Consider the following 25,501-nt stretch of genomic DNA (forward strand, 5'->3'; position numbering starts at 1 on the left):
CTGAGTGGCTCGTGCACGGACTTGAGGACGACGTGCGTCCGCGCATGTTTGAGGCTGCGGACCGGGGCCAGCCATTTGCATTGGCGACGATCATCTCGGCGGACGGCGGGCCGCGTCCACCCGGCGCGCAGATGGTGGTAACCGAGCGCGCAAGCTGGGGTTACCTGTCGGGCGGCTGCATCGAGGACGATGTGGCGCTGAATGCCCGCGAGGTCATCAAGTCTGGCGAGCCGCGCACGCTGGTCTACGGCGAGGGGAGCCCGTTCATCGACATCCGGTTACCATGCGGTGGACGCATCGAGGTCGCGGTCGAGCGCGTCCCTCCCGATGACACTGCCTTGCATGCGCTGCGCAGTCTTACCGCCACCCGCCGCCCGGCTGTCTGGACGAGCGACGGGTCCACGCGGACCTGCGTACCTGCAGAAGATTGCGGGGATATTGGTAGGGAGCCCATCTTGCGGCGTTACGATCCAGCCCTGCGTCTGATAGTCGTCGGATCCGATCCGTTCGCGCTGGCGATATGCGCGATGGGCAAGACGATTGGCTGGGAGGCGGTCCTGCTCGCTCCTTTCGGTCCCGCCGGCGATGCTCCCTTCGGGATCCGCCATGACCGCCGACCACTGGGCCAGTCCCTTGGCGAGTTCGACCTCGACGGCTGGACGGCTGTTGCCGTTGCGACCCACGATCTCGATCTGGACGAGGCGGCGCTCGTTCCCGCGCTTCGTTCTCGCGCGGGCTATGTCGGTGTGCTGGGATCACGCCGCAAGCTTGCCCAGCGGCGGGTGGGCCTTGCTGAAGCGGGCCTGACCGAGGCGGAGATATCCCGCCTCCATGCGCCGATCGGGATAGCCATCGATGCGCAATCGCCGTGGGAAGTGGCTGTGGCGGTCATTGCCGAGATTATCGAGAACCAGCGCAGCATTGGAAGTTTACATCTGCAGTTGGCGTCACCGGGAATCCATGCTGCGGCATGAACCCTTCGCAGGCTGCCATGCGATCGTGCTGGCTGCAGGCGCGGCCTCGCGCTTCGATGGCGCCAAGTTGGTCGCCCCCTTTGCTGGCCAGCCGCTGATTTGCCGGGCGGTTGGCGCCGCTCTCGACTCGCGGGTAGAGCGCGTCACCGTGATCCTGGGATCACGGGCGGATGAGGTCGAGGCGGCGTTGGAACCCCTGCGGGACAAACGGCTCGAACTGGTCCGATGCGCGGACTGGCAAGATGGTCTCTCTGCGTCGCTACGCTGCGGGCTTTCGCATCTGCCCGACTGCCGCGCTGCGGTTATTTTCCTCGGGGACATGCCGAACGTATCGGCTGCATTGGCCGATAGAGTACTCAAGACGGTAATGGATGGCGCTCCTGCTGCATTTCCGGAATACGGCGGCTCGCCCGGCCATCCGGTGGCGATAGCGAGTGATCTTTTCAGGTCGCTTGAACGGTTGAAAGGCGATCAGGGTGCGCGCGCATTTCTCGAAGGGACGAAAGGCGTGGTGAGGCTGACAACCGGCGATGCCGGTTGCGTTCAGGACGTTGACACACGACACGATCTCACCCGGTTAGCATCCGCCTAATCCCGCGGCGGTAGCGGGAAGCGTGGCTCGCATGGCCCTTTGGCATTAATCCGGAGGGGAGTGCGTCCTCTCGCCAACTTCTTCCCGAATTTCATCGATATTACGTTCGCGCCGCCCGTCCATCGGATGGCGGTTGCGCGGTTTACGTATGAACCGCAGAAACAATACCAACGCAATTAGCAGAGCAACCGCTAGGGTTCCAGAGCCGAGCCACGACGTCATTTCACCAGTACCCATAAATCACCTTTGTTCCTTTCACCATTTGGAAAAACGGCTTTTATGCCAAGAGGTTCCGTCTGCCGCGCTGTGAGTAAAGGCCGTCTGGTTACGTGATCGCGAGCTATCACAATTGCAGTGCTGGTGTTTCCCGCAACTGGGCGGTACCTCTGGGAGGCAATGATAACGGGCAGGCGGATGGACGAATTCGAGGACTGGATCGGCCGCAGCGTGACGGCCACGGACACGCTGGAACCGGCGCGCAGCAATGCGCTTGACCGCGCGCTTGGCGGGGCTGGCGACCTGGCGGCGGGGAACGTCCTGCCTCTGCTCGACCACTGGCTGTATTTCTGGGACGTCCAGCCTCCCGCCGCTTTGGGGAGCGATGGCCACCCTGCCAAGGGCGGGTTCCTGCCGCCGGTAGCGCTGGCGCGCAGGATGTGGGCCGGCGGTCGGATACGTTTCCACAAATCGCTGGTGTTGGGCGCTTCGGTGACAAGAACATCTACGATCCTGTCGGTGACCGAGAAAACCGGCAAGACAGGGCCGCTGGTGTTCGTCACCGTGCGGCATGACATTGAAGGGAACGACGGACTGGCCATCAGCGAAGAGCAGGACATCGTCTATCGCGGCGCTGCCGGCGAACCGGCCGCGGTATCAATTCCGGCCCACGATTCCGCTCCCATGCGGCATGCCGACTGGACTTGGGCGGTTGATCCCGATCCCGTCCTGCTGTTCCGCTACTCCGCGCTGACCATGAACGGTCACCGGATTCATTACGACCGTGCCTACGCGGTGGAGGAGGAATTCTACCCCGGCCTGGTGGTGCATGGCCCGCTGCAGGCCAAGCTGATGATGCGGCTGGCGAGCGGCCATTGCACCGATCCGATCACACGTTTCCAGTTTCGCGCACAAACTCCGGCGATCGCTGGCATACCGCTCCATATATGCGGCAATCTCAAGGGCGCAGAAATCGAACTGTGGACGCAGCAAGGGGAGATACGGAACATGATCGCTGACGCCAACATCGAGGTACTGTAAGGCGCTCGACCGGGCAACGCGTGGACGAAGTTCGACCTGCGATCGAGCAGCACCCTTGCCGCGAGGTCACCAAGCCGGTTAGGGCAGCAGCACAAACGGATTGCCTGAACCCGTAACGGCTCAATCAAGACAAAATCGAGGATTTCATCATGCGACAGATCGACCATTTCATCGCCGGCGGCGCGGGCTTTTCCGGAGCCGGACGCACGCACAAAGTCTGGAACCCCTCTACCGGCGAAGTACAGGCGGAAGTGCCGTTGGGCGACGCTGCGCTGCTCGACCGCGCGGTGGCCAATGCGATGAAAGTCCAGCCCGAATGGGCGGCGACCAATCCGCAGCGCCGTGCCCGCGTGATGTTCCGCTTCAAGGAACTGATCGAAGCCAACATGCAGGAGATGGCCGAGTTGCTGGCGTCCGAGCACGGTAAGGTGATCGATGACGCCAAGGGCGATATCCAGCGTGGGCTGGAAGTGATCGAATACGCCTGCGGCATACCCCAGGTGCTGAAGGGCGAGTACACGCAAGGCGCCGGGCCGGGCATCGATGTCTATTCGATGCGCCAGCCGCTCGGCATCGGCGCAGGGATTACCCCGTTCAACTTTCCCGCCATGATCCCGATGTGGATGTTCGGCATGGCAATCGCCGCCGGCAACGCCTTCATCCTCAAGCCGTCCGAACGCGATCCTTCGGTGCCTGTCCGGCTGGCCGAGCTGTTCCTCGAAGCAGGCGCGCCCGAAGGCCTCCTTCAAGTGGTTCACGGCGACAAGGAAATGGTCGACGCGATCCTCGACCACGCCGATATCGCCGCGGTCAGCTTCGTCGGATCGTCCGACATTGCGCATTATGTCTACAAGCGAGGTGTCGCGGCGGGCAAGCGCGTGCAGGCGATGGGCGGGGCCAAGAACCACGGCATCGTGATGCCCGACGCCGATCTGGACCAGGTGGTGAACGATCTTGCCGGCGCGGCCTTCGGCTCGGCTGGTGAACGCTGCATGGCGCTGCCGGTGGTGGTGCCGGTGGGCGAAGACACGGCGAACCGCCTCCGCGAGAAGCTGATCCCGGCGATCCACGCCTTGCGGATCGGCGTCTCGAACGATCCCGAAGCCCATTACGGCCCCGTCGTGACCCCGGAACACCGGGCGCGTGTGGAACAATGGATCGATACGGCGGAAAACGAAGGCGGCGAGATCGTCGTCGATGGCCGCGGTTTCAGCCTGCAGGGGCATGAGAAGGGATTCTTCATCGGCCCCACCCTGATCGACCACGTCACCACCGGCATGGAAAGCTACAAGGAAGAGATTTTCGGGCCGGTTCTCCAGATCGTCCGCGCGAAGGATTTCGAGGAAGCGGTCCGCCTGCCCAGCGAGCACCAATATGGCAACGGCGTCGCGATCTTCACCCGCAACGGCCATGCGGCCCGCGAATTCGCCAGCCGGGTGAACGTCGGGATGGTCGGGATCAACGTGCCGATCCCGGTGCCGGTCGCCTATCACAGCTTCGGCGGGTGGAAGCGCAGCGCGTTCGGCGATACCAACCAGTACGGCACCGAAGGCCTCAAGTTCTGGACCAAGGTGAAAACCGTGACCCAGCGCTGGCCCGATGGAACTGCCGACGGATCGAATGAAAACGCGTTCATTATTCCGACCATGGGATGAGGCAAGGCGGGCGGACCGCTGCAGTCCTTCAGGACGTGGCGGTCAAAACACTGAAGTAAGCTTGGGCCCGCCGAGGTTGGCTGTTGCAACCTCGGCGGCGGCGCCCGCCTAGCCGGTCTTTTGCGCCTTATCTCCGCTCAGCATCCGCCTGCGGTACAAGTCATACACGTGCACCGGGAATGATGCCGCCAGGGGTAGTGCAACGTAGGGCCAGGACAATCCGGTCAGCCCTGCGCGTAGGGCGATCATCATCAGTACGGCGGGGACCAGTGCGGCGAGTATTCCGGACCAAGGATTGCCTCGCCATTTCAGCCAGAGCATTTCGAACGCCAGTACCGCCAGCACAACATCGACCGCACGTCCGCTGGAGAAGAATTCCTCCATCAGGCGATCTTAGCCGAACGGGCCGTTGAGCTGCACCACCTGGTAATTGAGGAAGCCGGCAATCGTCACCCAGACAAGGTACGGTACCAGCAGCACGGCGGAACCCTTCGAAAAGCGACCGCAGAACAGGATCAGCGCGGCAATCGACAGCCACAGCGCAACGAGTTCGAAGAACGCCAGGTCGGGCCGGTGCAAGCGGAAGAAGATGAAGCTCCATAGCAGGTTGAGGAACCCGTTGAGGGCGAACAGACCGAGCATGATTTCCGCGTCGCGCCGGGTCGGGGCGGCTCTCCAGCCAAGCACGCCGGCGATCGCGATCAGGGCGAAGATAGCAGTCCAGATGACACCGAACATGTAGCCAGGGGGCGCCCATGCGGGCTGCTGCAGGCCGTAATACCACTCGTCCAGAACGGTTATGGTGCCGCCGACCGTGGCGGTCAGGAATGCCAGCACCGCCGCAATGACGATCGGGAAAAACGCGGCGCGGCTCATCCCTTGACCGGCTTGAGCCCGATCAGATGCCCCAGATCCTTGAAGAATATCTTCATATGCGCCTTCGGCTCCCGTCTGACCAATTCCTTGTTCATATAGGCTTCCCAGGTCAAGCGCTGAACATCGGGGTCGGCGCACATTTTGACGAAGCGTTCGCGCATGCTGTCGTTGCGATACCAGAAAAACTGCATCATCCCGAGAATCCAGAACACCCGGCCATGCGCCTTCATGAATTGGCGCCGGGCCCCCTTCAACGCCTTCGCGTCCCCGGTTCGGAGGAACTCGCTGACCGCATTTGCGCTCATCCGTCCGGCGGTCATGGCATAAAATATTCCTTCGCCCGAAGACGGCGCGACCACGCCGGCGGCGTCGCCCGCGACCAGCACGTTGCGGCCATTGTCCCACCGCTTGAGCGGCTTCAACGGGATTGGCGCGCCTTCCTTGCGCAGCGTTTCCCATTTGGACAGGCCAGTCTGTTCGCGCATCAAACGGGTCGTTTCACGCAGCGGGAAGCCCTTGTTCGCGCTGCCGAGCCCGATGCTGGCGGTTTCGCCATGCGGGAACACCCAGGCGTAGAAATCGGGCGACAAATGCCCTTGATAATAGACGTCGCAGCGGGCGGGATCGTAGTCCTCGGTGATCGTGTCCGGCACCTTTACCACCTCGTGATAGGCGAACACGCATTTCATCTTGTCACCGCCGGGGATGCATTGCTGGGCCACGCGTGACCGCGCCCCGTCCGCACCGATGACGCAGCGCGCGGTGACGGTTTGCGCCGCCGCGTTGCGGCCTTCCCGGTAAGAAACCACAGCCATGCCGTCCGCGCGGTCATCCACGGCTTCGCAGGTTCCGGTTATTCGCATGGCACCCGCGTCACCGGCCCTTGCGCGGAGCCATTCGTCGAACACATCCCGGTCTACCATTCCGACGAAGCCGTCGCCCACCGGCATGTCGACCGTCTTGTTAGACGGCGCGATGATCCTTGCCGATTTCGCATGCGCCACCAGCAGCGACTGCGGAATGTCGAAATCCTTGAGCAGGCGGGGCGGCACCGCCCCGCCGCAGGGCTTGATCCGCCCCGCCTTGTCGAGCAGCATGACCCGGTACCCCTGCACCGCGAGATCATGCGCGGCAGTCGCGCCCGAAGGTCCCCCGCCGATGACGATTGCATCGAAATCCGGTTGAGTTGTCATGCTGGAAATGTCCTTTCGTGGACGGGTGAACGCGCGAGCGTGGTGCCCACCGCGACGATCGCCGCGACAATGAACAGCACGGCCTCGGCCATGAAAACGAACTGGAATGCCGCGGCATCCTGTCCGGTCGCTGCGCGTAGCTGGTCGACCAGCACGGCACCGGTCAGCCCGCCGATGCCGAACGCGATGGCCTGTGATGCGCCCCACACGCCCATCCGCGCCCCTTCGGCCGATCCGCTGCCTTTGCTGGCCAGGCCGAGCATCGCGCCGACCGCTGCGACGGCAAATATACCGTTGGCAACGCCGAGACCGAAGACATTTGCCACCAGCGGCCATTCGGTGCCCTGCGTCGCGGCGAACGACAGGCCTGCGAGCATGACTGCCGAGCCGGTGCAACCAAGGGCAATCCAAAGTTTCAGGTTCTGCCCGAAATAGCGGGTGTAGAGACTGCCGCCGAGCCCCGCCGCGAGCATGCCGAGCAGGATGCCGCTGTGCTGGATGCTGGAAAGCTGGGTGGATTCGCCGGGAGTCATTTCGAACAGGAAGCCGGCGAACGGTTCCATGATCAAATCCTGCATGGAATAGGCGAGCATCGAAATGAAGACGAAGAAAGTGAATCGGCGGGCTTCTCTTTCCGCCCAGATTTCTCGTAACGCGTCGGGGAAACTTTGCCGTTCCCCGGTGTTATTCGGCTGCAGGACAGGCGGGTTGCGGTCTTCGAGATTACGCAGCGCCATCATCGCGAGGCAGAAGGCGACCAGCACCACGAGGCTCGAAACGATGGCGAGGCGGGCCTCGCTGAAGGGGTCGAGATACGCGCCGGAGACGCCTGCTGCGATCACGATCCCCGCGATCATCATGGTCCAGCTAATCGCCGCGGCGGCTGGCTTGCGCTCCGCCGAAACGCGCGAGGCCAGAAGCGCGAGAAGCGCGGTGCCGGACATGCCGACGCCGAACCCGATCATGGTAAAGCCGAGCAGCGCGAGGATTGCGGCGCCGAAACCAGGATCGGCCATCAGGATCGTTGCATCGACCGCCAGCACCGCTCCGAATGCCAGAATCCCCATTCCGCCGACAATCCACGGGGTGCGGCGGCGTGACTGGTCCGATTTATGGCCCCACAGCGGGCGGGTCAGTTGAACCGCGTAATGCCACGCCAGCAGCCCGGCCGGAACCGCTGCCGCGACGGAATATTCGACCACCATTACTCGGTTGAGGAGGGAGGTGGCGAGCATCACCATCGCGCCGATGGCAGCCTGCACCGTGCCCAGGCGGACGATGCCCAGCCAGCCTAGGCCTTGGGGCTGCTGCCGCGCCGCCATTACAGGTATCCTCCCAAACCAAGCGCCGCGGCGAGCATTCCTAGGACGTAAAGCAGGACGCCGGTGGCGTTGTACCACGGCGCGAATTTGCGCGGATCGCTTAGCAGGCGCGCCATCAGGGCAACTTGCGCGGCAAGAGAGGCACCGACAATGGCCGCAGAAAGAACCAATCCCCACTGCACCAGCAAGGCGGCGACTGCGACTTGTGCGAGGGTCATCACCGCGCATGCCGTCAGCGCAGCCTTTCGGACCCCAAGTGTTACTGGAAGCGAACGCAGCCCGGTGGCGCGGTCGCCGTCGACGGCTTTGAAATCGTTGAGTGTCATGATCCCGTGCGCGCCGAAGCTATACAGAAGCAGAATTGCGATGATGCCGGTACCGGGCAAGCCTCCCACCATCACCGCCGCACCGGTAAACCACGACAACCCTTCATAGCTGAGCGCACACGCCGCCGGCCCCAGCCACCCGCTGCGTTTGAGACGAAGGGGCGGGGCGCTGTAGGCCCAGCCAAAAAACAGTGCGACGCAGGTTGCGGCAAACACCCAGACGCCAAGCAGTGCGCCGACGACTAGCGAAATACCGGTCCCTGTGAGCGCGATCCATACTGGCCAGCGTCCGGGCACCCGGCCCGACGGGATCGGTCGATCGGGTTCGTTGATCGCATCGACATGCCGGTCGCACCAATCGTTGATCACTTGGCTGGTCCCGCAAACGATCGGGCCGGTAAGCAATATCCCTGCGGCCAGAAATATCCAGTTCTCGGTGATCGACACACCCGACGAAACCACCCCGCACATGAACGCCCACATCGGCGGGAACCACGTGACCGGCTTGGTTAACTCGACAACGTCTCTCAGTGCGGGAGGCCGCGCTGGCGTTGCCGAGAGGGACGAATCTGCCATAGGGGGAGGCTATGCCTACCATGCCTAGGTGTCAACTTTTTTGGACAGTCACAATGTAAAGGTTGGGAGGCGGCAAATTGGACCGCAAAATCACTCTTTACCGGGCAAGTTCCCGAGGCCATGCCGGTGGAGTTTCGAATACAGGCTCTGCCGGCTGAGGCCGAGGATTTCCGCCGCTGATGCGCGATTGTCGGAGGTATGCGCCAAAGCTGCCTCGATGCACATGCGTTCGATCAGGTCGGTACTCTCGCGGACGATTTCCTTGAGCGGCTTGCGACCGATCAACTCGGTGAGCTGTTCGACCGAACGCGGCAATTCGCGGCCGCCGGTGGGCAGGTCCCGTTCGCGCCGGCCGATCGCGCGGATCGAATATCCGAACAGCGGCTTTTCCCGCTCGATCATCAGGGCGGAAATTTCCACCGGTTCCACACCGCCGTTGAGATCGTTGACCACAGAACCGAAATTGCGGACATTCCGGTGATCCTTGAGCTGCTTCTTTAGCAGGCCGAGATCGATCGAAGGGCGCCCGACAAACCGGCTCAGTGAAACGCCGACCAATTGTTCGACCGAGGCGGATTGAACCAGCTCCGCGAAAGACCGGTTGGCCACCACGATGTCGTGCTTCTCGTCGGTCAGGACAAACGCGTCGGGCATCTTTTCCACCGCATCGAGGACGTAGCGGTCGGATTGGCGGGCTGGCACTTCGTGCTGGCCATCATCGATGTTGATCAACCAATACTGCCTTCCGGACTGGCGAAATGCCGACATGGCAAACTTCACGGTACCCTCGAGTCCGATCAGGCGGAGTTCGACTGGTTCCGCCGAGCTGCTGACCGAAGCTGCACCCACGTGGCCGAGCAGTTTTTCGCGCGATTCCGGGGCGACCAGTTCGGTAAGGGCCTTCCCGTCGATACTTCCCGGCGCGGCATCGATCAGGCTATGCAGGGCACGGTTGGCCTGCTGTATCTGGAGGTTGTCCGCATCCGCGATCAAAACGGGATAGGAGATATTGTCGAACAGCAGGCGGTACCGCGTTTCCGTCTGGCGCAGGTTCAGATAGTCCCGCTCCATCGATTGCTGCGTCTTCAACAGGCGCTGCTGCAGGGCCGAGATCGCCCTGAGGTCGCGGCCTACCGCAATCGTCGAACGGTTGTCCGTGGAACGGAAAACGCGGTAACTGACCGGGACATCTTCGCCTTCATCACCGTGCAGGTGATTGACCTGTCGCCATTCCGCTTCGCCGCCATAATAGGGGTCGAGCAATTGTTCGATTTTCGCCACGCTCTCAACGGTGACTGTATCGACCCACTTCTTGCCGATCCACTGGCTCGCCAGACCTTTGTCGTTGGCGTTGAGAGCCAGGTCGCGGACAATCCCGTTCTCGTCGATCGCCAGCAGGAAATCGCCGGCGCAGCAGGCAAGTTCGATAATCTCGTCACGAGTGAACCCGGCGAACATCGCGTCAGGATCGCTGAACGGGATCCTGCTGCCGCCAGATGATCGGATGTCCATCACATTCACAACCGGCTAGCTTCTGGGTACGCTGTCATGCGCTCTCAAGGGGACCAGTCCATCGGCCACGGCAACTGCGCTGATCGCATCGGATGCGCTGCCATCAGCGCCGCATTGAATCACCAATTCGGTCTGCGTATTGACGAAACGTCCGCCGATCATGATACGAATTCCCGGATTACTGGAAACCGATCTGATCGCCTTGATCAACCCGGTGAGGCTGGCCGTAGGGCAGTCTTTACTGATGGTCAATCCGACCATGTCATAGCTCTTGTTTACGAACTTGGCTGTCAACTCTGCCTGAGTCGGCTCCATAAGGACTTCCGCATCCCATCCGGCCCGCTGGAAACATTCGGCGACCATCAGCGTCCCGAGGCTGTGCTGTTCCCCCGGCATGGTGGAAAACAGGGCTGACCGTTGTCCCTGGCCCGAAGCGTTTGGAGGCGGGATGCGAAGGGTCAGTTCGCGCAGCACTTCCTGGATCCGCCACAAACCCATCGTCACATCAACAAAGTCTGTTGTGTCGGCTTCCCACAGTTCCCCTAGACGCCGCGCGGTGGGTGCCAGCAGGTCCACGTAGATGTCTTCGATCGAGTTTCCCGTAGCGAGGCAATTGTCGATAAAATCCAGCATCGCGCTGGTCTGGGAATCGAGGGAAAGTTTGGTGAATGATTCTATATCGCGCAATGAGATGGGCCGCCTCCGGTCCGTGCCGATAGTTTCCGCCAGCGCCTTCTCGCCAATCCGGCAGGGCCAGCCATCATGACCCCCGTCACGGTGCGCGATAAGTTCGGGAATAACCAGATTTTCCAGGATGACGGACAGGCTTATGAAGTTGTCGGGGTCCTCGACGACCCTGCAGATATCGATCTCGGCGGGACTTTCGGCAGATGGGCCAGCTCTAGGCTTTAGCTTGGCGGATCGCCAGTCATCGAACCTTGAACGAAGTTCCGACAGCCCGAAATCTGTAGCCATGTGCAGACTCTCCCTAAGAAGCCTGGTCGGCGTGACATAACGTCGGCCATGGGGCAGTTATTCTGCCTCTCGCGACTCGGATGCTATGCCATTTGTAAGCCGTTGGCAATCTATCCACTGTCAACTTTTCTTGATGTCCAAAAAACTTGACACTTTGTTCCGTGGAGTCGTAGCTTCCTGTTCTGAGTAGAGCGGGAGAAGGTCAGCTGTCCTCACGAGTAGCCATCGAGTCGGCACCCATAGTCCGCCAACCCGCCGCGCGGGCGGGTCCCGCGGTCTCGGGAGCGTTGTACACTCCGGCGCAACGGGCACGGCGTGACGAGTCGATCTGGACGCTGGTGCAGGGAGTGCTGGCGCCGGTTCAATTCCTGATTTTCGGCATCAGCCTTTTCCTGGTGATCCGGTTCCTGACCACGGGCGAGGGCGAAAGCGCGGCCGAGATATCCGTCCTGATCAAGACGATGGCACTCTATGCGATCATGGTCACCGGCTCGATCTGGGAGAAGGCCGTCTTCGGTGAATGGCTGTTCGCCAAACCGTTTTTCTGGGAGGACGTTTTCAGCATGGCGGTGCTGGCGCTGCACACCGCCTACGTGTTGATGCTGTTCAATGGATGGGGCACAACCCACGAACGGATGTACGTCGCGCTCGCCGCGTATGCGGCTTATGTGGTCAATGCCGGTCAGTTCCTGTGGAAGCTGCGAGTGGCCCGGCTGCAGGGCGACTCCCGGCAGGTGGCGGCATGAACGCGCCGGCAGTCATCGACAGGCAATCCGAAGGCGACTGCGCTCCGGTCATCAAGGAACGCGGGCAACGTGAAGTTTTCTGCGGACTGACCGGGATTATCTGGCTGCACCGCAAGATGCAGGATGCATTTTTCCTGGTGGTGGGATCGCGCACCTGCGCCCATCTGCTTCAATCGGCGGCCGGAGTGATGATCTTCGCCGAACCGCGTTTCGCCACCGCGATAATGGAGGAACGCGATCTCGCGGGCCTTGCCGACGCGAACGAGGAACTGGACCGGATCGTCGATCAATTGTTGGCCCGGCGGCCCGAAATCAAATCGTTGTTCCTGGTTGGCAGCTGCCCTTCGGAGGTGATCAAACTCGATCTGTCGAAAGCCGCCCAGCGGCTCGGCGCGAAACATGCGCCCCATGTGCGAGTGCTCAATTATTCCGGCAGCGGCATCGAAACGACCTTCACCGAAGGCGAGGACGCCTGCCTCGCCTCGCTGGTGCCTGAAATGCCGGTCTTGGCGGCGGGCGCTCCGGCAAACCTGGTCGTGGTCGGATCGCTGCCGGATATCGTCGAAGACCAGTTCCGCCGGCTGTTTGCGGAAATGGGCATTGCCAATGTCGCCAGCCTGCCGGAGCGGGCCGTGGCCGACTTGCCCGGTGTCGGCCCCAACACTTGTTTCCTGCTGGCCCAGCCGTTCCTCAACGAAACCGCGCATCTGCTCGAGAAGCGCGGCGCGACGCGCATCGACGCCCTGTTTCCGTTCGGGGTCGAAGGCACCAGCAATTGGCTCCACGCAGCCGCGCGTGCATTCGCGATCGATAGCGACCACGTGGACCGCGTCCTGCAGCCCTATCAGGACCGCGCGCACAAGGCCCTGGCTCATCAGCGGGACCGGTTGGCGGGCAAGACCATTTTCTTCATGCCGGATTCCCAGCTCGAAATCCCGTTGGCCCGGTTTCTCGCCAACGAACTGGGCATGGTGCTGACCGAGGTCGGCACGCCGTACCTGCACCGCACGCATCTGACGCAGGAGCTGGCCGCGCTACCTCCGGGCGTGCAGCTGAGCGAAGGACAGGATGTCGACAAACAGCTCGACCGGGTCCGCGCCATCCGCCCCGATCTGACGGTGTGCGGCCTCGGCCTGGCCAATCCGCTGGAGGCCGAAGGGCTCAGCACCAAATGGGCGATCGAACTGGTGTTCTCGCCGATCCACGGGTTTGACCAGGCGGGTGATCTGGCGGAACTGTTCGCCCGCCCGCTACGTCGCCGCGACGTGTTGAGGGTGTAGGGCGATGCAGCTTTCCGTCTGGACATACGAAGGCCCGCCCCACGTCGGGGCCATGCGCGTGGCGACGGGGATGAAGGGCATCCATTACCTGCTCCATTCGCCGCAAGGCGATACCTACGCCGATCTGTTGTTCACCATGATCGAACGGCGCGGGCAGCGTCCGCCGGTGACCTACACCACCTTTCAGGCGCGCGATCTGGGGAAAGATACTTCGCAGCTGTTCCAGGACGCTGCCCTGGACGTAGTCGAGCGGTTCGCGCCAGACGCGCTGCTGGTCGGCGCGTCCTGCACTGCCGAATTGATCCAGGATGATCCGGCGGGGCTGGTCGAGAAGATGGGCCTGCCGATCCCGGTCATTCCGCTTGAACTGCCCAGCTACCAGCGCAAGGAGCACTGGGGCGCGGCGGAGACGTTCTACCAGATTGTCCGCACCTTGGCGGACAAGACACGCACGCCAAGCGATCCGGCCACGCGCCGCCCGCTGGCCAATTTGCTCGGCCCTACCGCGCTCGGATTCCGCCACCGCGACGACATCATCGAAGTGACCGGCTTGCTTGCAAAACTGGGCGTCGATGTGAACGTGGTGGCGCCGCTCGGGGCATGCGCCGCGGATGTCGCGCGGCTCGGCGAAGCGGATTTCAACATTGTAATGTACCCTGAAACCGGGGACCTCGCCGCCGATTACCTCAAGCGCGAATTTGGCCAGCCGATCGTCCGCACCGTGCCCATCGGGGTTGGCGCAACGCAGGATTTCATCCGCGAAATCGCTGATTTGGCCCAGCTCGATCCCGCGCCGCTTTTGGCCGAGGGGCTGTCCCGCCTGTCGTGGTGGAGCCGCTCGGTTGATTCCAATTACCTGACCGGCAAACGGGTGTTCATTTTCGGCGACGGCACGCACGCTGTCGCGGCCGCGCGCGTCGCGCATGAGGAGCTTGGCTTCAAGGTCGTCGGTCTCGGCTGCTATAATCGCGAATACGCCCGCGATGTCCGCGCCGCCGCGAAGAAATACGGCGTGGAGCCGCTGATTACCGACGATCATCTGGCCGTCGAACAGGCGATTGCCGACGCGCAGCCCGAGCTGGTCCTGGGCACGCAGATGGAACGCCATATCGCCAAGCGCCTCGGCATGCCCTGCGCGGTGATTTCCTCGCCCGTGCATGTGCAGGATTTCCCCGCGCGCTTCTCGCCGCACATGGGCTTCGAAGGCGCGAATGTGCTGTTCGACGATTGGGTCCATCCGCTGGTGATGGGGCTGGAAGAGCATTTGCTGACGATGTTCAGCGACGATTTCGAATTCAATGACGGCGCTGGTCCCTCGCACCTTGGCCCCCATGCAGGCCAGAACGCGGCGTCTGATCCCGCTATTAAGCCGGCCAACGATACCGAAACGGTGTGGAGCGAAGACGCCGAGCGCGAGCTGAAGAAAATCCCGTTCTTCGTCCGCGGCAAGGCCCGCAAGAACACGGAGAATTTCGCCGCCGAACACGGCGTTACCACCATCGAACTGGCCACCCTTTACGAAGCGAAGGCACATTATGCACGGTAGCATCCGCCCGTCCGTCCGTGTCGTCATCGTCACACTCGACAACCATCTCGCCGGAGCGGTCGAGCGTGCCAATGTCCGGCTGGCCCGCGATAATGTCAGCATAGGGCTGTACGCCGCTTCGGACTGGGACCGTGATCCCACGGTCCTCGAACGAGCCGCCGCCGACATCCAGCGCGCCGATTTCATTATCGCCACAATGCTGTTCCTCGAAGATCACGTGCGGGCTATCCATCCCGCGCTGATGGCGCGGCGCGATGAATGCGATGCCATTGTCGGACTGATGTCGACCGCCGAAATTGTGAAGCTGACGCGGCTCGGCAACTACAGCATGGACAAGCCCGCCAAGGGGCCACTGGCGCTGCTGAAAAAGCTGCGCGGGTCGAAAAAGGCGGGCGGCAGTTCCGGGGCGGGCCAGATGCGGATGCTCCGCCGCCTGCCCAAGATACTTCGGTTCATTCCCGGCGCGGCGCAGGATGTGCGGCAGTATTTCCTGACGCTGCAATACTGGTTGGCCGGATCCGACGACAATGTCGTCGATATGGTTCGCGGGCTGATCGACCGTTACGCCACCGGTGAACGCGCTGCGCTGTTGGGCCAGATGACCGCCGCGCCGCCGCGCGAATATCCCGAAGTCGGGGTTTATCATCCCGACATGAAAGGCCTGATGAGCGAAGACGCGGGCGATCTGCCTGCCGTCCGCCAGCCGGTCGGTACCGTCGGAGTGCTGATGCTGCGCTCCTATCTGCTGGGCCGCGATACCGGCCATTATGACGGGATGATTGAAGCGCTCGAAGCCCAGGGGCTGAAAGTGGTTCCTGCCTTCGCCAACGGGCTGGATTCGCGCCCGGCGATCGACAGATATTTCGTCACCGATGGTACGGTCCAGGTCGATGCGGTGATAAACCTCACCGGGTTCTCGCTGGTCGGCGGGCCGGCCTATAATGACGTCGATGCCGCGGTCGAAACGCTGACTGCGCTCGATGTGCCGTATATCGCCGCGCATCCGATCGAGTTCCAGTCGCTCGAACAATGGGGCGCGGGGCGGCAGGGGCTGCTGCCGATCGAGAGCACGATGATGCTGGCCATTCCGGAACTGGACGGCGCCATTGCCCCCAGCGTATTCGGCGGCCGGTCGGACGGATCGCCCGAAGGGTGCACCGGATGCAGCCGGAACTGCCATTTCGCTTCCTCCGACGGCGTCCGCGCGATGCAGAGCTGCCCAGAACGGGCCGGTGCGCTGGCGGGCAAGGTCGCGGCGATGGTGGCGATGCGGCGGACCGAGAAAGCGGCGCGCAAGCTGGCGATCGTGCTGTTCAACTTCCCGCCCAACGCAGGCGCGACCGGCTCGGCAGCACACCTCGCGGTGTTCGAATCGCTCCATGCGACGATGCTGCGGCTGAGGAGCGAAGGTTACACTGCGGAAGTACCAGCCTCGGTCGATGAACTCCGGGAGATGATCATCAAGGGCAACGCGGATCAATACGGCGCGGACGCCAATGTCGCCGCGCGGATCAGCGCCGATGATCACGTCCGCAGCGAACCGCATCTGAAGGAAATCGAGGCGCAATGGGGCCCGGCTCCCGGCCGCCAGCAGAGCGACGGCCAGACGATCCATGTTTACGGGGCGCAGTTCGGCAATGTGTTCGTCGGCGTGCAGCCCGCGTTCGGTTACGAAGGCGACCCGATGCGGCTGCTGTTCGAAGGCGGGTTTACCCCAACCCACGCCTTCTCCGCCTTCTACCGCTATATCCGCAAGGATTTCGGCGCGGACGCTTGTCTCCATTTCGGTACCCATGGCGCGCTGGAATTCATGCCCGGGAAACAGGCCGGAATGAGCGGCGATTGCTGGCCGGAGCGGCTGATCGGCAGCCTGCCGAATTTCTACCTCTACGCCTCGAACAACCCGTCGGAAGGGATCATCGCCAAGCGCCGTTCGGGCGCGGCATTGATCAGCTATCTCACCCCGCCACTGACCGAAGCGGGCCTGACCAAGGGCTTCGGCGAATTGAAGGCGCTGGTCGAACGTTACCGGACGACCGAAATTGCCGATCCGGTGCGGTCCGAGCTGGAAATCCTGATCCGCGACCATTGCGCACAGCTTGATATCGAGGCCGGCGATCTCGAGACCCTGTCGAGCCGGATCTACGAAATCGAGCGCGAACTGATCCCGCACGGCTTGCACGTGTTCGGCGGCGCGATGTCACAGGAAGAACGTGCCGATCTCGTCGAGGCGATGCTGGCCGCGACCCCCGCCTTGGACCGGACGGAACTCGAAGCGAAGATCGATGCCAACGACGAACTCGGTTCACTGATGCGCGCGCTCGATGGGTCGTACATCCAGCCTGCGCCGGGCGGTGATATCCTGCACAACGCCGAAGTGTTGCCGACCGGGCGCAATCTTCACGGTTTCGACCCGTTCCGTATTCCGAGCATCTTCGCCTGCAAGCAAGGCGCGGTGCAGGCCGACCAACTGATCGCGCGGCATATGGAATCGGGCGGGGCGCTGCCCGAAAGCATCGCGATGGTGCTGTGGGGGACGGACAACCTCAAGAGCGAAGGCGCCCAGGTCGCCCAGGCGCTGGCGCTGCTCGGCGCGCGGCCGCGGTTCGATGATTACGGCCGCCTCGCTGGCGCCGAACTGATCCCCCTCGACGAACTCGGACGGCCCCGGATCGACGTGGTCATCACGCTCTCGGGCATCTTCCGCGACCTGTTGCCGCTGCAGACCCGGATGATCGCGGAGGCGACATGGCTCGCGACCATGGCCGACGAACCGCAAGACCGGAACTTCGTCCGCAAGCACAGCCTGTCGCATCAGGCCAAGCACGGCTGCGATCTGGAAACGGCCTGCCTCCGGGTCTTCTCCAACGCGCAGGGTGCGTATGGCGCGAATGTGAACATGATGATCGACGGCGGGGCGTGGACCGATCCCGAAGAACTCGCCGACATGTTCGAAACGCACAAGGGCTACGCATATGGCCGGAAAGGCGCACCGGTCCAGCACCGCGCGCTATTCGAAAGCGAACTCGCCTGCGTGGACCTGACTTATCAGAACCTTGAATCGGTCGAATTGGGCGTGACCGATATCGACCATTACGTCGACGGGCTGGGCGGGATCAGCCGCGCGGTGGAAAAGGCGCGCGGTGCGGCGGTGCCGATCTATGTCGTCGACGCCACGCAGGGCAGCACCAAAGTGCGCACTCTCGGCGAACAGATCGATCTCGAAACCCGCACCCGGATGCTCAATCCCAAATGGTACGAGGGGATGCTCAAGCACGGGTTCGAAGGCGTCCGCCAGATCGAAAGCCATGTAACCAATACGATGGGCTGGTCCGCCACCACCGGCACGGTCTCGCCGTGGGTCTACCAGAAAATCAGCGAAACCTTCGTGCTCGACGATGAAATGCGCGCGCGCCTGGCAACGCTCAATCCCAAATCCTCGGCCCGGGTGGCCGAACGCCTGCTCGAAGCGACCGAGCGCGATTTGTGGACCCCCGACGCAGCAACACTGGCGGCCCTGAAGGCTGCGAGCAACGATCTCGAGGACCGGCTGGAAGGCCTGGTTCCGGCAGAATGAGGAGTATGACGCGATGACCCTACTTGATGGCAGCGTTGCCCCGCCCGACGGAGAAGGCAGCGTCCAAGTTGCGCTGGATCCGGCGGACGAGATCAAGGGCGCGAAGGTGTTCGCGGTTTACGGGAAGGGCGGGATCGGCAAGTCGACGACCTCCTCCAATCTGTCGGCGGCGTTCTCCAAGCTGGGCCACCGGGTGCTGCAGATCGGCTGCGATCCGAAGCACGATTCCACCTTCACGCTTACCAAGAAGATGATGCCGACGGTGATCGACGTTCTGGAGGAAGTCGACTTCCACAGCGAGGAACTGCGGGTCGAGGACTTCATGTTCGAAGGGTACAACGGCGTGATGTGCGTCGAGGCGGGCGGCCCTCCCGCCGGAACCGGGTGCGGCGGCTATGTGGTCGGGCAGACGGTCAAGTTGCTCAAGCAGCACCATTTGCTCGAAGACACGGACGTGGTGATCTTCGACGTGCTGGGCGACGTTGTGTGCGGCGGTTTTGCAGCTCCGCTCCAGCATGCCGATCACGCCATCGTGGTGGCGGCGAACGATTTCGACAGCATCTTCGCGATGAACCGGATCGTCGCAGCCATCAACGCCAAGGCCAAGAACTACAACGTGAAACTGGCCGGAGTGGTCGCCAACCGTTCGGCCGCGACGGATGAGATCGACCGTTTCGCCGATGCCATCGGCATGCGCAGGCTCGCCCATTTTGCCGACCTCGACGCAATCCGCCGCTCGCGCCTGAAAAAATGCACCCTGTTCGAAATGGAAGACAGCCCCGATGTAATCAAAGCGCGGGAGGAATATATGAACCTCGCCCGCACCCTGTGGAACGGGGTCGAGCCGCTGACCGCATCGCCGATGAAGGACCGCGACATCTTCGAATTCCTGGGGTTCGAATAATGGCGCAGGCACTTCACGCAAATACTCCCGGGGCGTCCACCACCTACCGCGACAGCCGGGTGCGGCTGGAGGAGTATTTCGACAAGACCGCGCGCAAGGCGTGGGAAGACCTGACCTCCGATGTGCCCGTCAGCGGAATCCGCGCCACGGTGCGGGCGGGGCGCGATGAAATGCGCAATCTGCTGCTGTCCACCTTGCCGGCCGACATGCATGGGATGCGCCTGCTCGATGCGGGATGCGGCACCGGTGCGCTGGCGATTGCGGCGGCGGAACGCGGCGCGGAGGTGGTGGCAATCGATGTGTCCCAGGGCCTGATCGATGTGGCAGCAAAGCGAGCACCGGAAGCGCTGTCGATCGACTGGCGCGTGGGCGACATGCGCGACACGTCACTCGGGATTTTCGACCATGTGATCGCGATGGATTCGCTGATCCATTACGACGCGGACGACGTGGTGGCGGTGCTGGATGCATGGTCCGGCCGGGCCAACCACATGGCGTTTACCTTTGCCCCCGGGACGCCGCTACTGCGCACGATGCATGTCGCGGGCAAGCTGTTTCCGCGCAGCGACCGTTCGCCCGCGATCAAGCCGATCGGCGAAGCGCACCTGATCAAGTCGATTACCGCGACTCTGCCCATGTGGCAGATTGATTTCACCCGGCGCGTGTCGAGCGGGTTCTACAAATCGCAGGCCATGGGAGTGACGCGCCGGTGACCGAGCGGCCATCATCCGTGACGTTCTGGCAAGCCGTGGGTACACGGTTCCTGCCGTTCGCGGATGCGGCTAGCGACGCCTTGCCGCTGTCACGGATACTCCGGCTCGCCTTGTTCCAGGTGAGCGTTGGGATCGCCGCGGTGCTGCTGAACGGCACGCTCAACCGGGTGATGATCGTCGAACTGGAAACACCGACGTGGATCGTTGCGCTGATGATCGCGATCCCCCTGCTGATCGCCCCCTTCCGCGCCCTGATCGGACATCGCAGCGATACGCATCGCTCTGTACTCGGCTGGCGGCGGGTTCCCTACATCTGGTTCGGCACTCTCGGCCAGTTCGGCGGACTGGCGATCATGCCGTTCGCGCTGGTGCTGCTGACCCGGCCCGATACTTTCGCGCTTGGCCTGGCTGCGGGATGCCTCGCCTTCCTGCTGACCGGGGCGGGGATGCATGTCACGCAGACCGCTGGTCTTGCACTGGCAACCGACATCGCGCCTGCGGACAAACGCCCCAGCGTGGTCGCACTGCTCTATGTGATGCTGCTGGCCGGGATGATGGCGGCAGCGTTTACCATCGGCAACCTGCTGACCGATTTTTCCGCAACCCGCCTGATCCAGGTGATCCAGGGGGCCGCGGTGCTCACCATCGCCCTGAACATTGTCGCCCTGTGGAAGCAGGAGGCGCGAAACACCGCGGTCACCATGTCGCCGGAACCTGCGCCCGGTTTTTCCGAAATGTGGGCCTCCTTCACCAGCCAGCCGAACACCAGGCGGCTGCTGCTCGCCATTGGTGTCGGCGCGATGGCGTTCTCGATGCAGGACGCGCTGCTGGAACCCTATGGCGGCGAGATCCTCGGGCTCGGCGTCGGGTCCACCACCAGCCTGACCGGTGCATGGGCGATGGGCGCGCTGGTTGCATTTGCCTGGTGCGCCAGGCGGCTGCCGGCCGGTTCCGATCCGCTTCGCCTTGCTGCTGTCGGCCTCGTCGTCGGTATTGCCGCATTCCTGATGACGCTGTTCGCCGCGCCCCTTTCCTCGCCATCCCTGCTGTTCGCGGGTGCTGGCGCGATCGGCTTTGGTACCGGGCTGTTTTCGGTCGGGACGATGATCGCGGCGATGGCGCTGGCGAAAGACGGCGCGGCGGGAATGGCGCTCGGCGCATGGGGTGCGGTGCAGGCCAGTTGTGCCGGTGCAGGTATCGCGCTGGGCGGCCTGATCCGCGACGGGATAGCCTATCTGGCGCTGACCGACGCGATGGGCGCGACGCTGGCCGACCGCGCAACCGGCTACGGCACCGTCTATTCGCTGGAGGTCTTCCTCCTGTTCGTCACGTTGGTTGTGCTGGGCCCGGTCGTCGGACAGGTGGCTGCCCTGCGGCAAGACACCGGCGCACCGCACCGCGGACGTTTCGAATTGAATGAATTTCCGACCTGATTGCCAGGCGAAGAAAAGAGTTGGCTAGGAGAGTGTGAGATGGATGATATCAAGATCGTAGGCACGTTCGACGTGACGGAGATGGTGTTTCTCGCCTTCGTCCTGTTCTTCATTGTCCTGATTTTCTACCTGCGTCGCGAGGATCGCCGCGAGGGATATCCGCTGGAAGACGAGGTTACCGGCCGGGTCGATACCGCGGCCGGGGCCTTGCATTCGGCAACCGCCAAAACCTTCCTGATGCCGTTCGGACGCGGTTCCGTGACGACCCCGACAAAGGGCCGCGAAAAAGTGGACGTTGCCGGGGCGCGGACCTTCCGTTCCGCCGGGGCGCCCTACTATCCGACCGGCAACCCGCTGGTCGACGGGATCGGACCGGCTGCATGGGCCGACCGGGCGAACCATGCCGATCTCGATGCGGAGGGGCACAACCGCATTGTTCCCATCGGTATGGTTCCGGCGATAACCGTCCACCGCAAGGACGCCGACCCGCGCGGGATGAACGTGGTCGGCGCGGACGGCCACAGCGCCGGGATCGTCACCGACCTGTGGGTCGACCGCGCGGAGCACCAGATCCGCTATCTCGAAATCGACACCGGGGTCCGCAAAGTCCTGGCGCCGATGGCCATGGCGAAAGTGAAGGGCAGCCGCAGGACCGTGGTGATCGACGCCCTGAACGCCGCGCAGTTCGCCGAGGCGCCGGTCCCGGTCACCCCCGGCGCGATTACGCTGTACGAAGAAGAGCGCATCGTCGCCTATTTTGGCGGCGGGTATCTCTACGCCAACCGCGAGCGGCAGGAGCCCTACCTATGAGCGAATACGATCATGAGCCGACGCGCGGCCTGCCCGAAGCGCTGCCGGAAGATGAGCACATCATCTGGCAGGGCAAGCCCGAATGGAAAAAGCTGGCGGCGACCGCGCTCCATATCCGCTTGGCAGTGCTGTACTTCGCCCTGATTGCAGGGGTGTCGCTGATGCGAAGCGATGCGAACACGGCAGCAGCGATGGTAGTGTTCGCGGTGGTGGTGACCGGGTTCCTGGTCCTGTTCGCCTACGGGGTCGACCGGACGACGGTCTATACTCTCACCAACAAGCGGATCGTCCTGCGGATCGGGGTGGCGCTGAACAAGTGCATCAACATCCCGCTCAGCGAAATCGACACGGCAAACCTCAAGACCTTGCCTGGCGGATCGGGCAGCATCGTGCTGACGTTGAAGGGCCTACCCCGCATGGGGTACCTGATGCTGTGGCCGCATGCCCGGTCGCTTAGGATCGTCCGCCCGCAACCGATGCTGCGCGCGATCCCCGATGCGGCGCGGGTTGCTCGCCTGCTGTTCAACGCCGCCCGCGAAGTGCAGCCGGTTGCTCCGATTGCGCAGGCGCCGGTCACCGTGGACGAGCCCGAACTGGAAGGTCTGGCAGCATGAGCCACGCCCATGACCATGACCCGACCGTTCCGCGCGAAGCCCTGATCGCGATTGCGGCGGTGCTGCTGGCGGTCATGGGCCTCGCGGGGGCGGTCCGTCTCGGTATCGTGCCGCAGTCGGCCAATCCGGAATTGTCGCGGGCGGCGGCCAACGTCGCCCCGGCCCAGCAGCGCAACCTGCGCTTCGCCGACCGGGAGGACGGCGCGGTGCTGGTAACCGATGCCGACACCGGCGAAACTGTGAAGGTGATCGGTTTCGGGGAAGGCGGGTTCGCCCGTGCCACCATGCGCCGCATGGCCAAGCGGCGGATGCACGAAGGGATCGGCCCGCTGCCGCCATTCACGCTGACCCGCTGGCAGAATGGCGCGCTGTCGCTGTCCGATCCGCAGACCGGCGAGACCGCCGAAATCCACGGTTTTGGTGCCGATCACAGCGCAACCTTTGCCGAGATGCTCGAAGGAGCCCGGTCATGATGGGCTTGCTGTCATCCCGCGCGTTCGAGACCGGGTGCCGGATCGAGATCGAACAAAGCCCGGACCGTTTCCACGCCCACGTGAAACTTGACGGCAATATCCCGATCTACCCCGGTGACCGGGTGCAGGTTCACGGCGCGCCGGTGATGGTGTCCTTCGGCGAAAAGGTTACCTTCAACCGCAGCGCCACCGTCCGCCGCGCCGGCCTGCTGCGCCGCGCGTGGACGAAGTTCGCCGGCCATTTCGAGATGGCTGAGCTTTACGAAGTCAGCTTCAACCCAGGGAGGCTCTGATGAACGCCCATACAAAGATCGCAGCCGAATTGCCCGATACGCCCGACACCATGGCGATCGCCACGCAGGACACCGTCCTGTCGCCGCGGTTCTACACCACCGATTACGAAGCGATGGACCGGATCGATGTGTCGCTGGTGCGCCGCGAATGGGACGGGCTAATGGCCGAAATGGAAGGCGACCCGAACAAGAAACACTTCCGCAAAACCGACCAGTTCGACGGTGTGATCGAAGGTCTGGAGCCTGAACTGCGGAAGGAATTTATCGATTTCCTTGCCAGTTCGCTGACCTCCGAGTTTTCCGGCTGCATCCTCTATGCGGAGATTGCCCGGCGAACGAAAAACCCGGACATGAAAAAGCTGTTTAAGCTGCTCGCGCGGGACGAAAGCCGCCACGCCGGGTTCATCAACGAAACGCTGAAAGGCTCGGGCATCGGGGTCGATCTCAGCTTTTTGACCAAGACCAAGAAATACACCTATTTCCGGCCCAAGTTCATTTTCTACGCGGTCTATCTGTCGGAGAAGATCGGCTACGCCCGCTACATCACGATCTTCCGCGAACTGGCGAAGCGGCCGGAAAACAAGTTCCACCCGATCTTCGACTGGTTCGAAGAATGGTGCAACGACGAGTTCCGCCACGGTGAGGCCTTCGCGCTACTGCTGCGTGCCGACCCGAAGCTGTTGCAGGGCGTCAACAAATTGTGGATCCGTTTCTTCCTGCTGTCAGTCTATGCCACGATGTATGTCCGCGATCACAACCGGCCTCTGTTCCACAAGGCGCTGGGCGTCGATCCGGCTGAATACGGCTACAAGGTCTTCTCGATCTGCACGCAGATTAGCAAGCAGGTGTTCCCGGTCGAACTCGACACCGACGATCCGCGGTTCCGCAGGGCGATGGAAGATCTGCGGTTGGCATCGGTCGGGATCGAGGATGCCAAGACGCGCGGCGGAATCTCCGGCGCGCTGGGCAAGGGTGCGAACATGGCCAAGGCCGGATTTGCCTTCGCCCGGATGTTTTTCATGAAGCCCAAGGTCAACGAACTGCCGCAGACCGTGAGACTGCAGCCCGCATGGTAGGTTTCGCCGATCTCGGCCTGCCGTTCGCGGTGGTGATTGCCTTGTGGTTCGTGAGCACCGGGCTGGTGGCGATGCTCAACCACCGATTCCGGCAGTCGTTCGGCCGGGCGCTGGTAATTGCCGGGGTCTGCGCGATCGGCGGCCTGACACTGGTCGCGTTCACCAGCAACATCACCTCGATCTGGGCGGTCTATGCGTCCTTCGTGGGCGGGCTGATGATCTGGAGCTGGCACGAAATCAGCTTCCTGACCGGCGCAGTGGCGGGTTCTCACCGCGAACCGTGCCCCGCCAACGCACAAGGGTGGGAGCGTTTTTCCGCCGCCACCATGGCGCTGATCCATCACGAGGTTGCGCTGGCCATGACCGCCGGGCTGCTGCTGTCGCTGGCCGCGTTCACCGGCAATCCGACTGCCGCATACACCTTTGCGCTGCTGCTGATTTTCCGGCTGTCGTCCAAGCTCAATATCTACTGGGGTGTTCCCAACATGAGCGACGAATTGCTGCCCGTGCATCTGGCCTATCTCAAAAGCTATTTCGGCCCCAAGCGTCTGCGTCCGGTACTGCCGCTGAGCATCGCGGCCATCGGCGGGCTGGCAGTGTACTTCGGACTGCAGGCGGCCAACGCCCAGACCGCGCCCGCGGCTGTACAGGGCGCGCTGCTGTGCTGCCTGTGCAGCCTCGCCGCGCTCGAGCATATTTTTCTCGCAATCCCGTTTCGCGATTCCGCCTTGTGGCAATGGGCGCTTGACGGACGGATGGATCAGACGGACAAATAACC

24 protein-coding genes are annotated in these 25,501 nt (G+C 62.9%); 17 read left to right on the plus strand and 7 right to left on the minus strand.

Going from position 1 to position 25,501, the window contains the following annotated elements; all coding sequences use genetic code 11:
- Positions 1-44 precede the first annotated feature (44 nt).
- The 4 genes from GRI65_RS10435 (at position 45) to GRI65_RS10450 (ending at position 4,478) form a co-directional block, all read left to right on the plus strand.
- Complete coding sequence (locus GRI65_RS10435; protein ID WP_160756417.1) at positions 45-974, plus strand: XdhC family protein; 930 nt, start codon at positions 45-47, stop codon at positions 972-974.
- A complete protein-coding gene (locus GRI65_RS10440) occupies positions 961-1,566 on the plus strand; it encodes a nucleotidyltransferase family protein (protein WP_160756418.1) in 606 nt (201 codons plus the stop codon). Before GRI65_RS10435 ends, GRI65_RS10440 begins: the two co-directional genes overlap by 14 nt.
- Before the next feature lie 396 nt (positions 1,567-1,962).
- Positions 1,963-2,823 (plus strand): FAS1-like dehydratase domain-containing protein, encoded by an 861-nt coding sequence (locus GRI65_RS10445; protein ID WP_202391251.1) that lies wholly within the window; start codon positions 1,963-1,965, stop codon positions 2,821-2,823.
- A 149-nt stretch (positions 2,824-2,972) separates the two neighbouring features.
- The gene (locus GRI65_RS10450) at positions 2,973-4,478 is read left to right on the plus strand and encodes a CoA-acylating methylmalonate-semialdehyde dehydrogenase (RefSeq protein ID WP_160756419.1); all 1,506 of its coding nucleotides are present in this window, start codon (positions 2,973-2,975) and stop codon (positions 4,476-4,478) included.
- Between the two features lie 108 nt (positions 4,479-4,586).
- Here the strand turns inward: GRI65_RS10450 and GRI65_RS10455 are convergent, their stop codons facing one another.
- From GRI65_RS10455 to GRI65_RS10485, 7 genes are all read right to left on the minus strand, one after another.
- A complete protein-coding gene (locus GRI65_RS10455; protein ID WP_160756420.1) occupies positions 4,587-4,862 on the minus strand; it encodes a hypothetical protein in 276 nt (91 codons plus the stop codon).
- A gap of 9 nt (positions 4,863-4,871) precedes the next feature.
- Positions 4,872-5,354: a TspO/MBR family protein gene (locus tag GRI65_RS10460; RefSeq protein WP_160756421.1), complete on the minus strand. Its 483-nt coding sequence runs from the start codon at positions 5,352-5,354 to the stop codon at positions 4,872-4,874.
- Positions 5,351-6,547 (minus strand): geranylgeranyl diphosphate reductase, encoded by a 1,197-nt coding sequence (locus tag GRI65_RS10465; protein ID WP_160756422.1) that lies wholly within the window; start codon positions 6,545-6,547, stop codon positions 5,351-5,353. The genes GRI65_RS10460 and GRI65_RS10465 overlap by 4 nt, the downstream gene beginning before the upstream one ends.
- Positions 6,544-7,869, minus strand: a complete 1,326-nt coding sequence (locus tag GRI65_RS10470; protein ID WP_160756423.1) for a BCD family MFS transporter — start codon at positions 7,867-7,869, stop codon at positions 6,544-6,546. Before GRI65_RS10470 ends, GRI65_RS10465 begins: the two co-directional genes overlap by 4 nt.
- Positions 7,869-8,771 (minus strand): chlorophyll synthase ChlG, encoded by a 903-nt coding sequence (gene chlG / locus GRI65_RS10475; protein WP_160756424.1) that lies wholly within the window; start codon positions 8,769-8,771, stop codon positions 7,869-7,871. The genes GRI65_RS10470 and chlG overlap by 1 nt, the downstream gene beginning before the upstream one ends.
- A 90-nt stretch (positions 8,772-8,861) precedes the next feature.
- Positions 8,862-10,283, minus strand: coding sequence for a transcriptional regulator PpsR (gene ppsR / locus GRI65_RS10480; RefSeq protein ID WP_160756425.1), 1,422 nt, complete (start codon positions 10,281-10,283; stop codon positions 8,862-8,864).
- Between the two features lie 15 nt (positions 10,284-10,298).
- Entirely contained in the window at positions 10,299-11,258 is a 960-nt protein-coding gene (locus tag GRI65_RS10485) for a cobalamin B12-binding domain-containing protein (protein ID WP_160756426.1), read from the minus strand.
- A gap of 287 nt (positions 11,259-11,545) precedes the next feature.
- On the opposite strand from GRI65_RS10485, the gene bchF reads away from it, so the two are divergent.
- The 13 genes from bchF to puhE are packed head-to-tail and all read left to right on the plus strand — an operon-like array spanning position 11,546 to position 25,499.
- The gene (bchF, locus tag GRI65_RS10490) at positions 11,546-12,004 is read left to right on the plus strand and encodes a 2-vinyl bacteriochlorophyllide hydratase (RefSeq protein WP_232844039.1); all 459 of its coding nucleotides are present in this window, start codon (positions 11,546-11,548) and stop codon (positions 12,002-12,004) included.
- Entirely contained in the window at positions 12,001-13,284 is a 1,284-nt protein-coding gene (locus tag GRI65_RS10495; RefSeq protein WP_160756427.1) for a ferredoxin:protochlorophyllide reductase (ATP-dependent) subunit N, read from the plus strand. Before bchF ends, GRI65_RS10495 begins: the two co-directional genes overlap by 4 nt.
- Before the next feature lie 4 nt (positions 13,285-13,288).
- Entirely contained in the window at positions 13,289-14,830 is a 1,542-nt protein-coding gene (gene bchB / locus GRI65_RS10500; protein WP_160756428.1) for a ferredoxin:protochlorophyllide reductase (ATP-dependent) subunit B, read from the plus strand.
- Entirely contained in the window at positions 14,820-18,407 is a 3,588-nt protein-coding gene (locus GRI65_RS10505) for a magnesium chelatase subunit H (RefSeq protein ID WP_160756429.1), read from the plus strand. The genes bchB and GRI65_RS10505 overlap by 11 nt, the downstream gene beginning before the upstream one ends.
- A 13-nt stretch (positions 18,408-18,420) precedes the next feature.
- A complete protein-coding gene (gene bchL, locus GRI65_RS10510) occupies positions 18,421-19,311 on the plus strand; it encodes a ferredoxin:protochlorophyllide reductase (ATP-dependent) iron-sulfur ATP-binding protein (protein ID WP_160756430.1) in 891 nt (296 codons plus the stop codon).
- Positions 19,311-20,024, plus strand: coding sequence for a magnesium protoporphyrin IX methyltransferase (gene bchM, locus GRI65_RS10515; RefSeq protein WP_160756431.1), 714 nt, complete (start codon positions 19,311-19,313; stop codon positions 20,022-20,024). The genes bchL and bchM overlap by 1 nt, the downstream gene beginning before the upstream one ends.
- Positions 20,021-21,457: a BCD family MFS transporter gene (locus GRI65_RS10520; protein ID WP_160756432.1), complete on the plus strand. Its 1,437-nt coding sequence runs from the start codon at positions 20,021-20,023 to the stop codon at positions 21,455-21,457. Before bchM ends, GRI65_RS10520 begins: the two co-directional genes overlap by 4 nt.
- Positions 21,458-21,496: 39 nt before the next feature.
- Positions 21,497-22,267, plus strand: a complete 771-nt coding sequence (gene puhA / locus GRI65_RS10525; protein WP_160756433.1) for a photosynthetic reaction center subunit H — start codon at positions 21,497-21,499, stop codon at positions 22,265-22,267.
- Positions 22,264-22,881: a photosynthetic complex putative assembly protein PuhB gene (gene puhB, locus GRI65_RS10530; RefSeq protein WP_160756434.1), complete on the plus strand. Its 618-nt coding sequence runs from the start codon at positions 22,264-22,266 to the stop codon at positions 22,879-22,881. The genes puhA and puhB overlap by 4 nt, the downstream gene beginning before the upstream one ends.
- Positions 22,878-23,354, plus strand: coding sequence for a photosynthetic complex assembly protein PuhC (gene puhC / locus GRI65_RS10535; RefSeq protein WP_160756435.1), 477 nt, complete (start codon positions 22,878-22,880; stop codon positions 23,352-23,354). Before puhB ends, puhC begins: the two co-directional genes overlap by 4 nt.
- On the plus strand, positions 23,351-23,647 hold the full coding sequence (locus GRI65_RS10540; protein ID WP_332872635.1) for a hypothetical protein: 297 nt from the start codon (positions 23,351-23,353) through the stop codon (positions 23,645-23,647). The genes puhC and GRI65_RS10540 overlap by 4 nt, the downstream gene beginning before the upstream one ends.
- Positions 23,647-24,723, plus strand: a complete 1,077-nt coding sequence (gene acsF, locus GRI65_RS10545) for a magnesium-protoporphyrin IX monomethyl ester (oxidative) cyclase (RefSeq protein WP_160756436.1) — start codon at positions 23,647-23,649, stop codon at positions 24,721-24,723. The genes GRI65_RS10540 and acsF overlap by 1 nt, the downstream gene beginning before the upstream one ends.
- On the plus strand, positions 24,717-25,499 hold the full coding sequence (puhE, locus tag GRI65_RS10550; protein ID WP_160756437.1) for a putative photosynthetic complex assembly protein PuhE: 783 nt from the start codon (positions 24,717-24,719) through the stop codon (positions 25,497-25,499). Before acsF ends, puhE begins: the two co-directional genes overlap by 7 nt.
- The last annotated feature ends 2 nt before the right edge of the window (positions 25,500-25,501 follow it).

The sequence above is a fragment of the Allopontixanthobacter sediminis genome (genome assembly GCF_009828115.1).
Lineage (GTDB): Bacteria > Pseudomonadota > Alphaproteobacteria > Sphingomonadales > Sphingomonadaceae > Allopontixanthobacter > Allopontixanthobacter sediminis.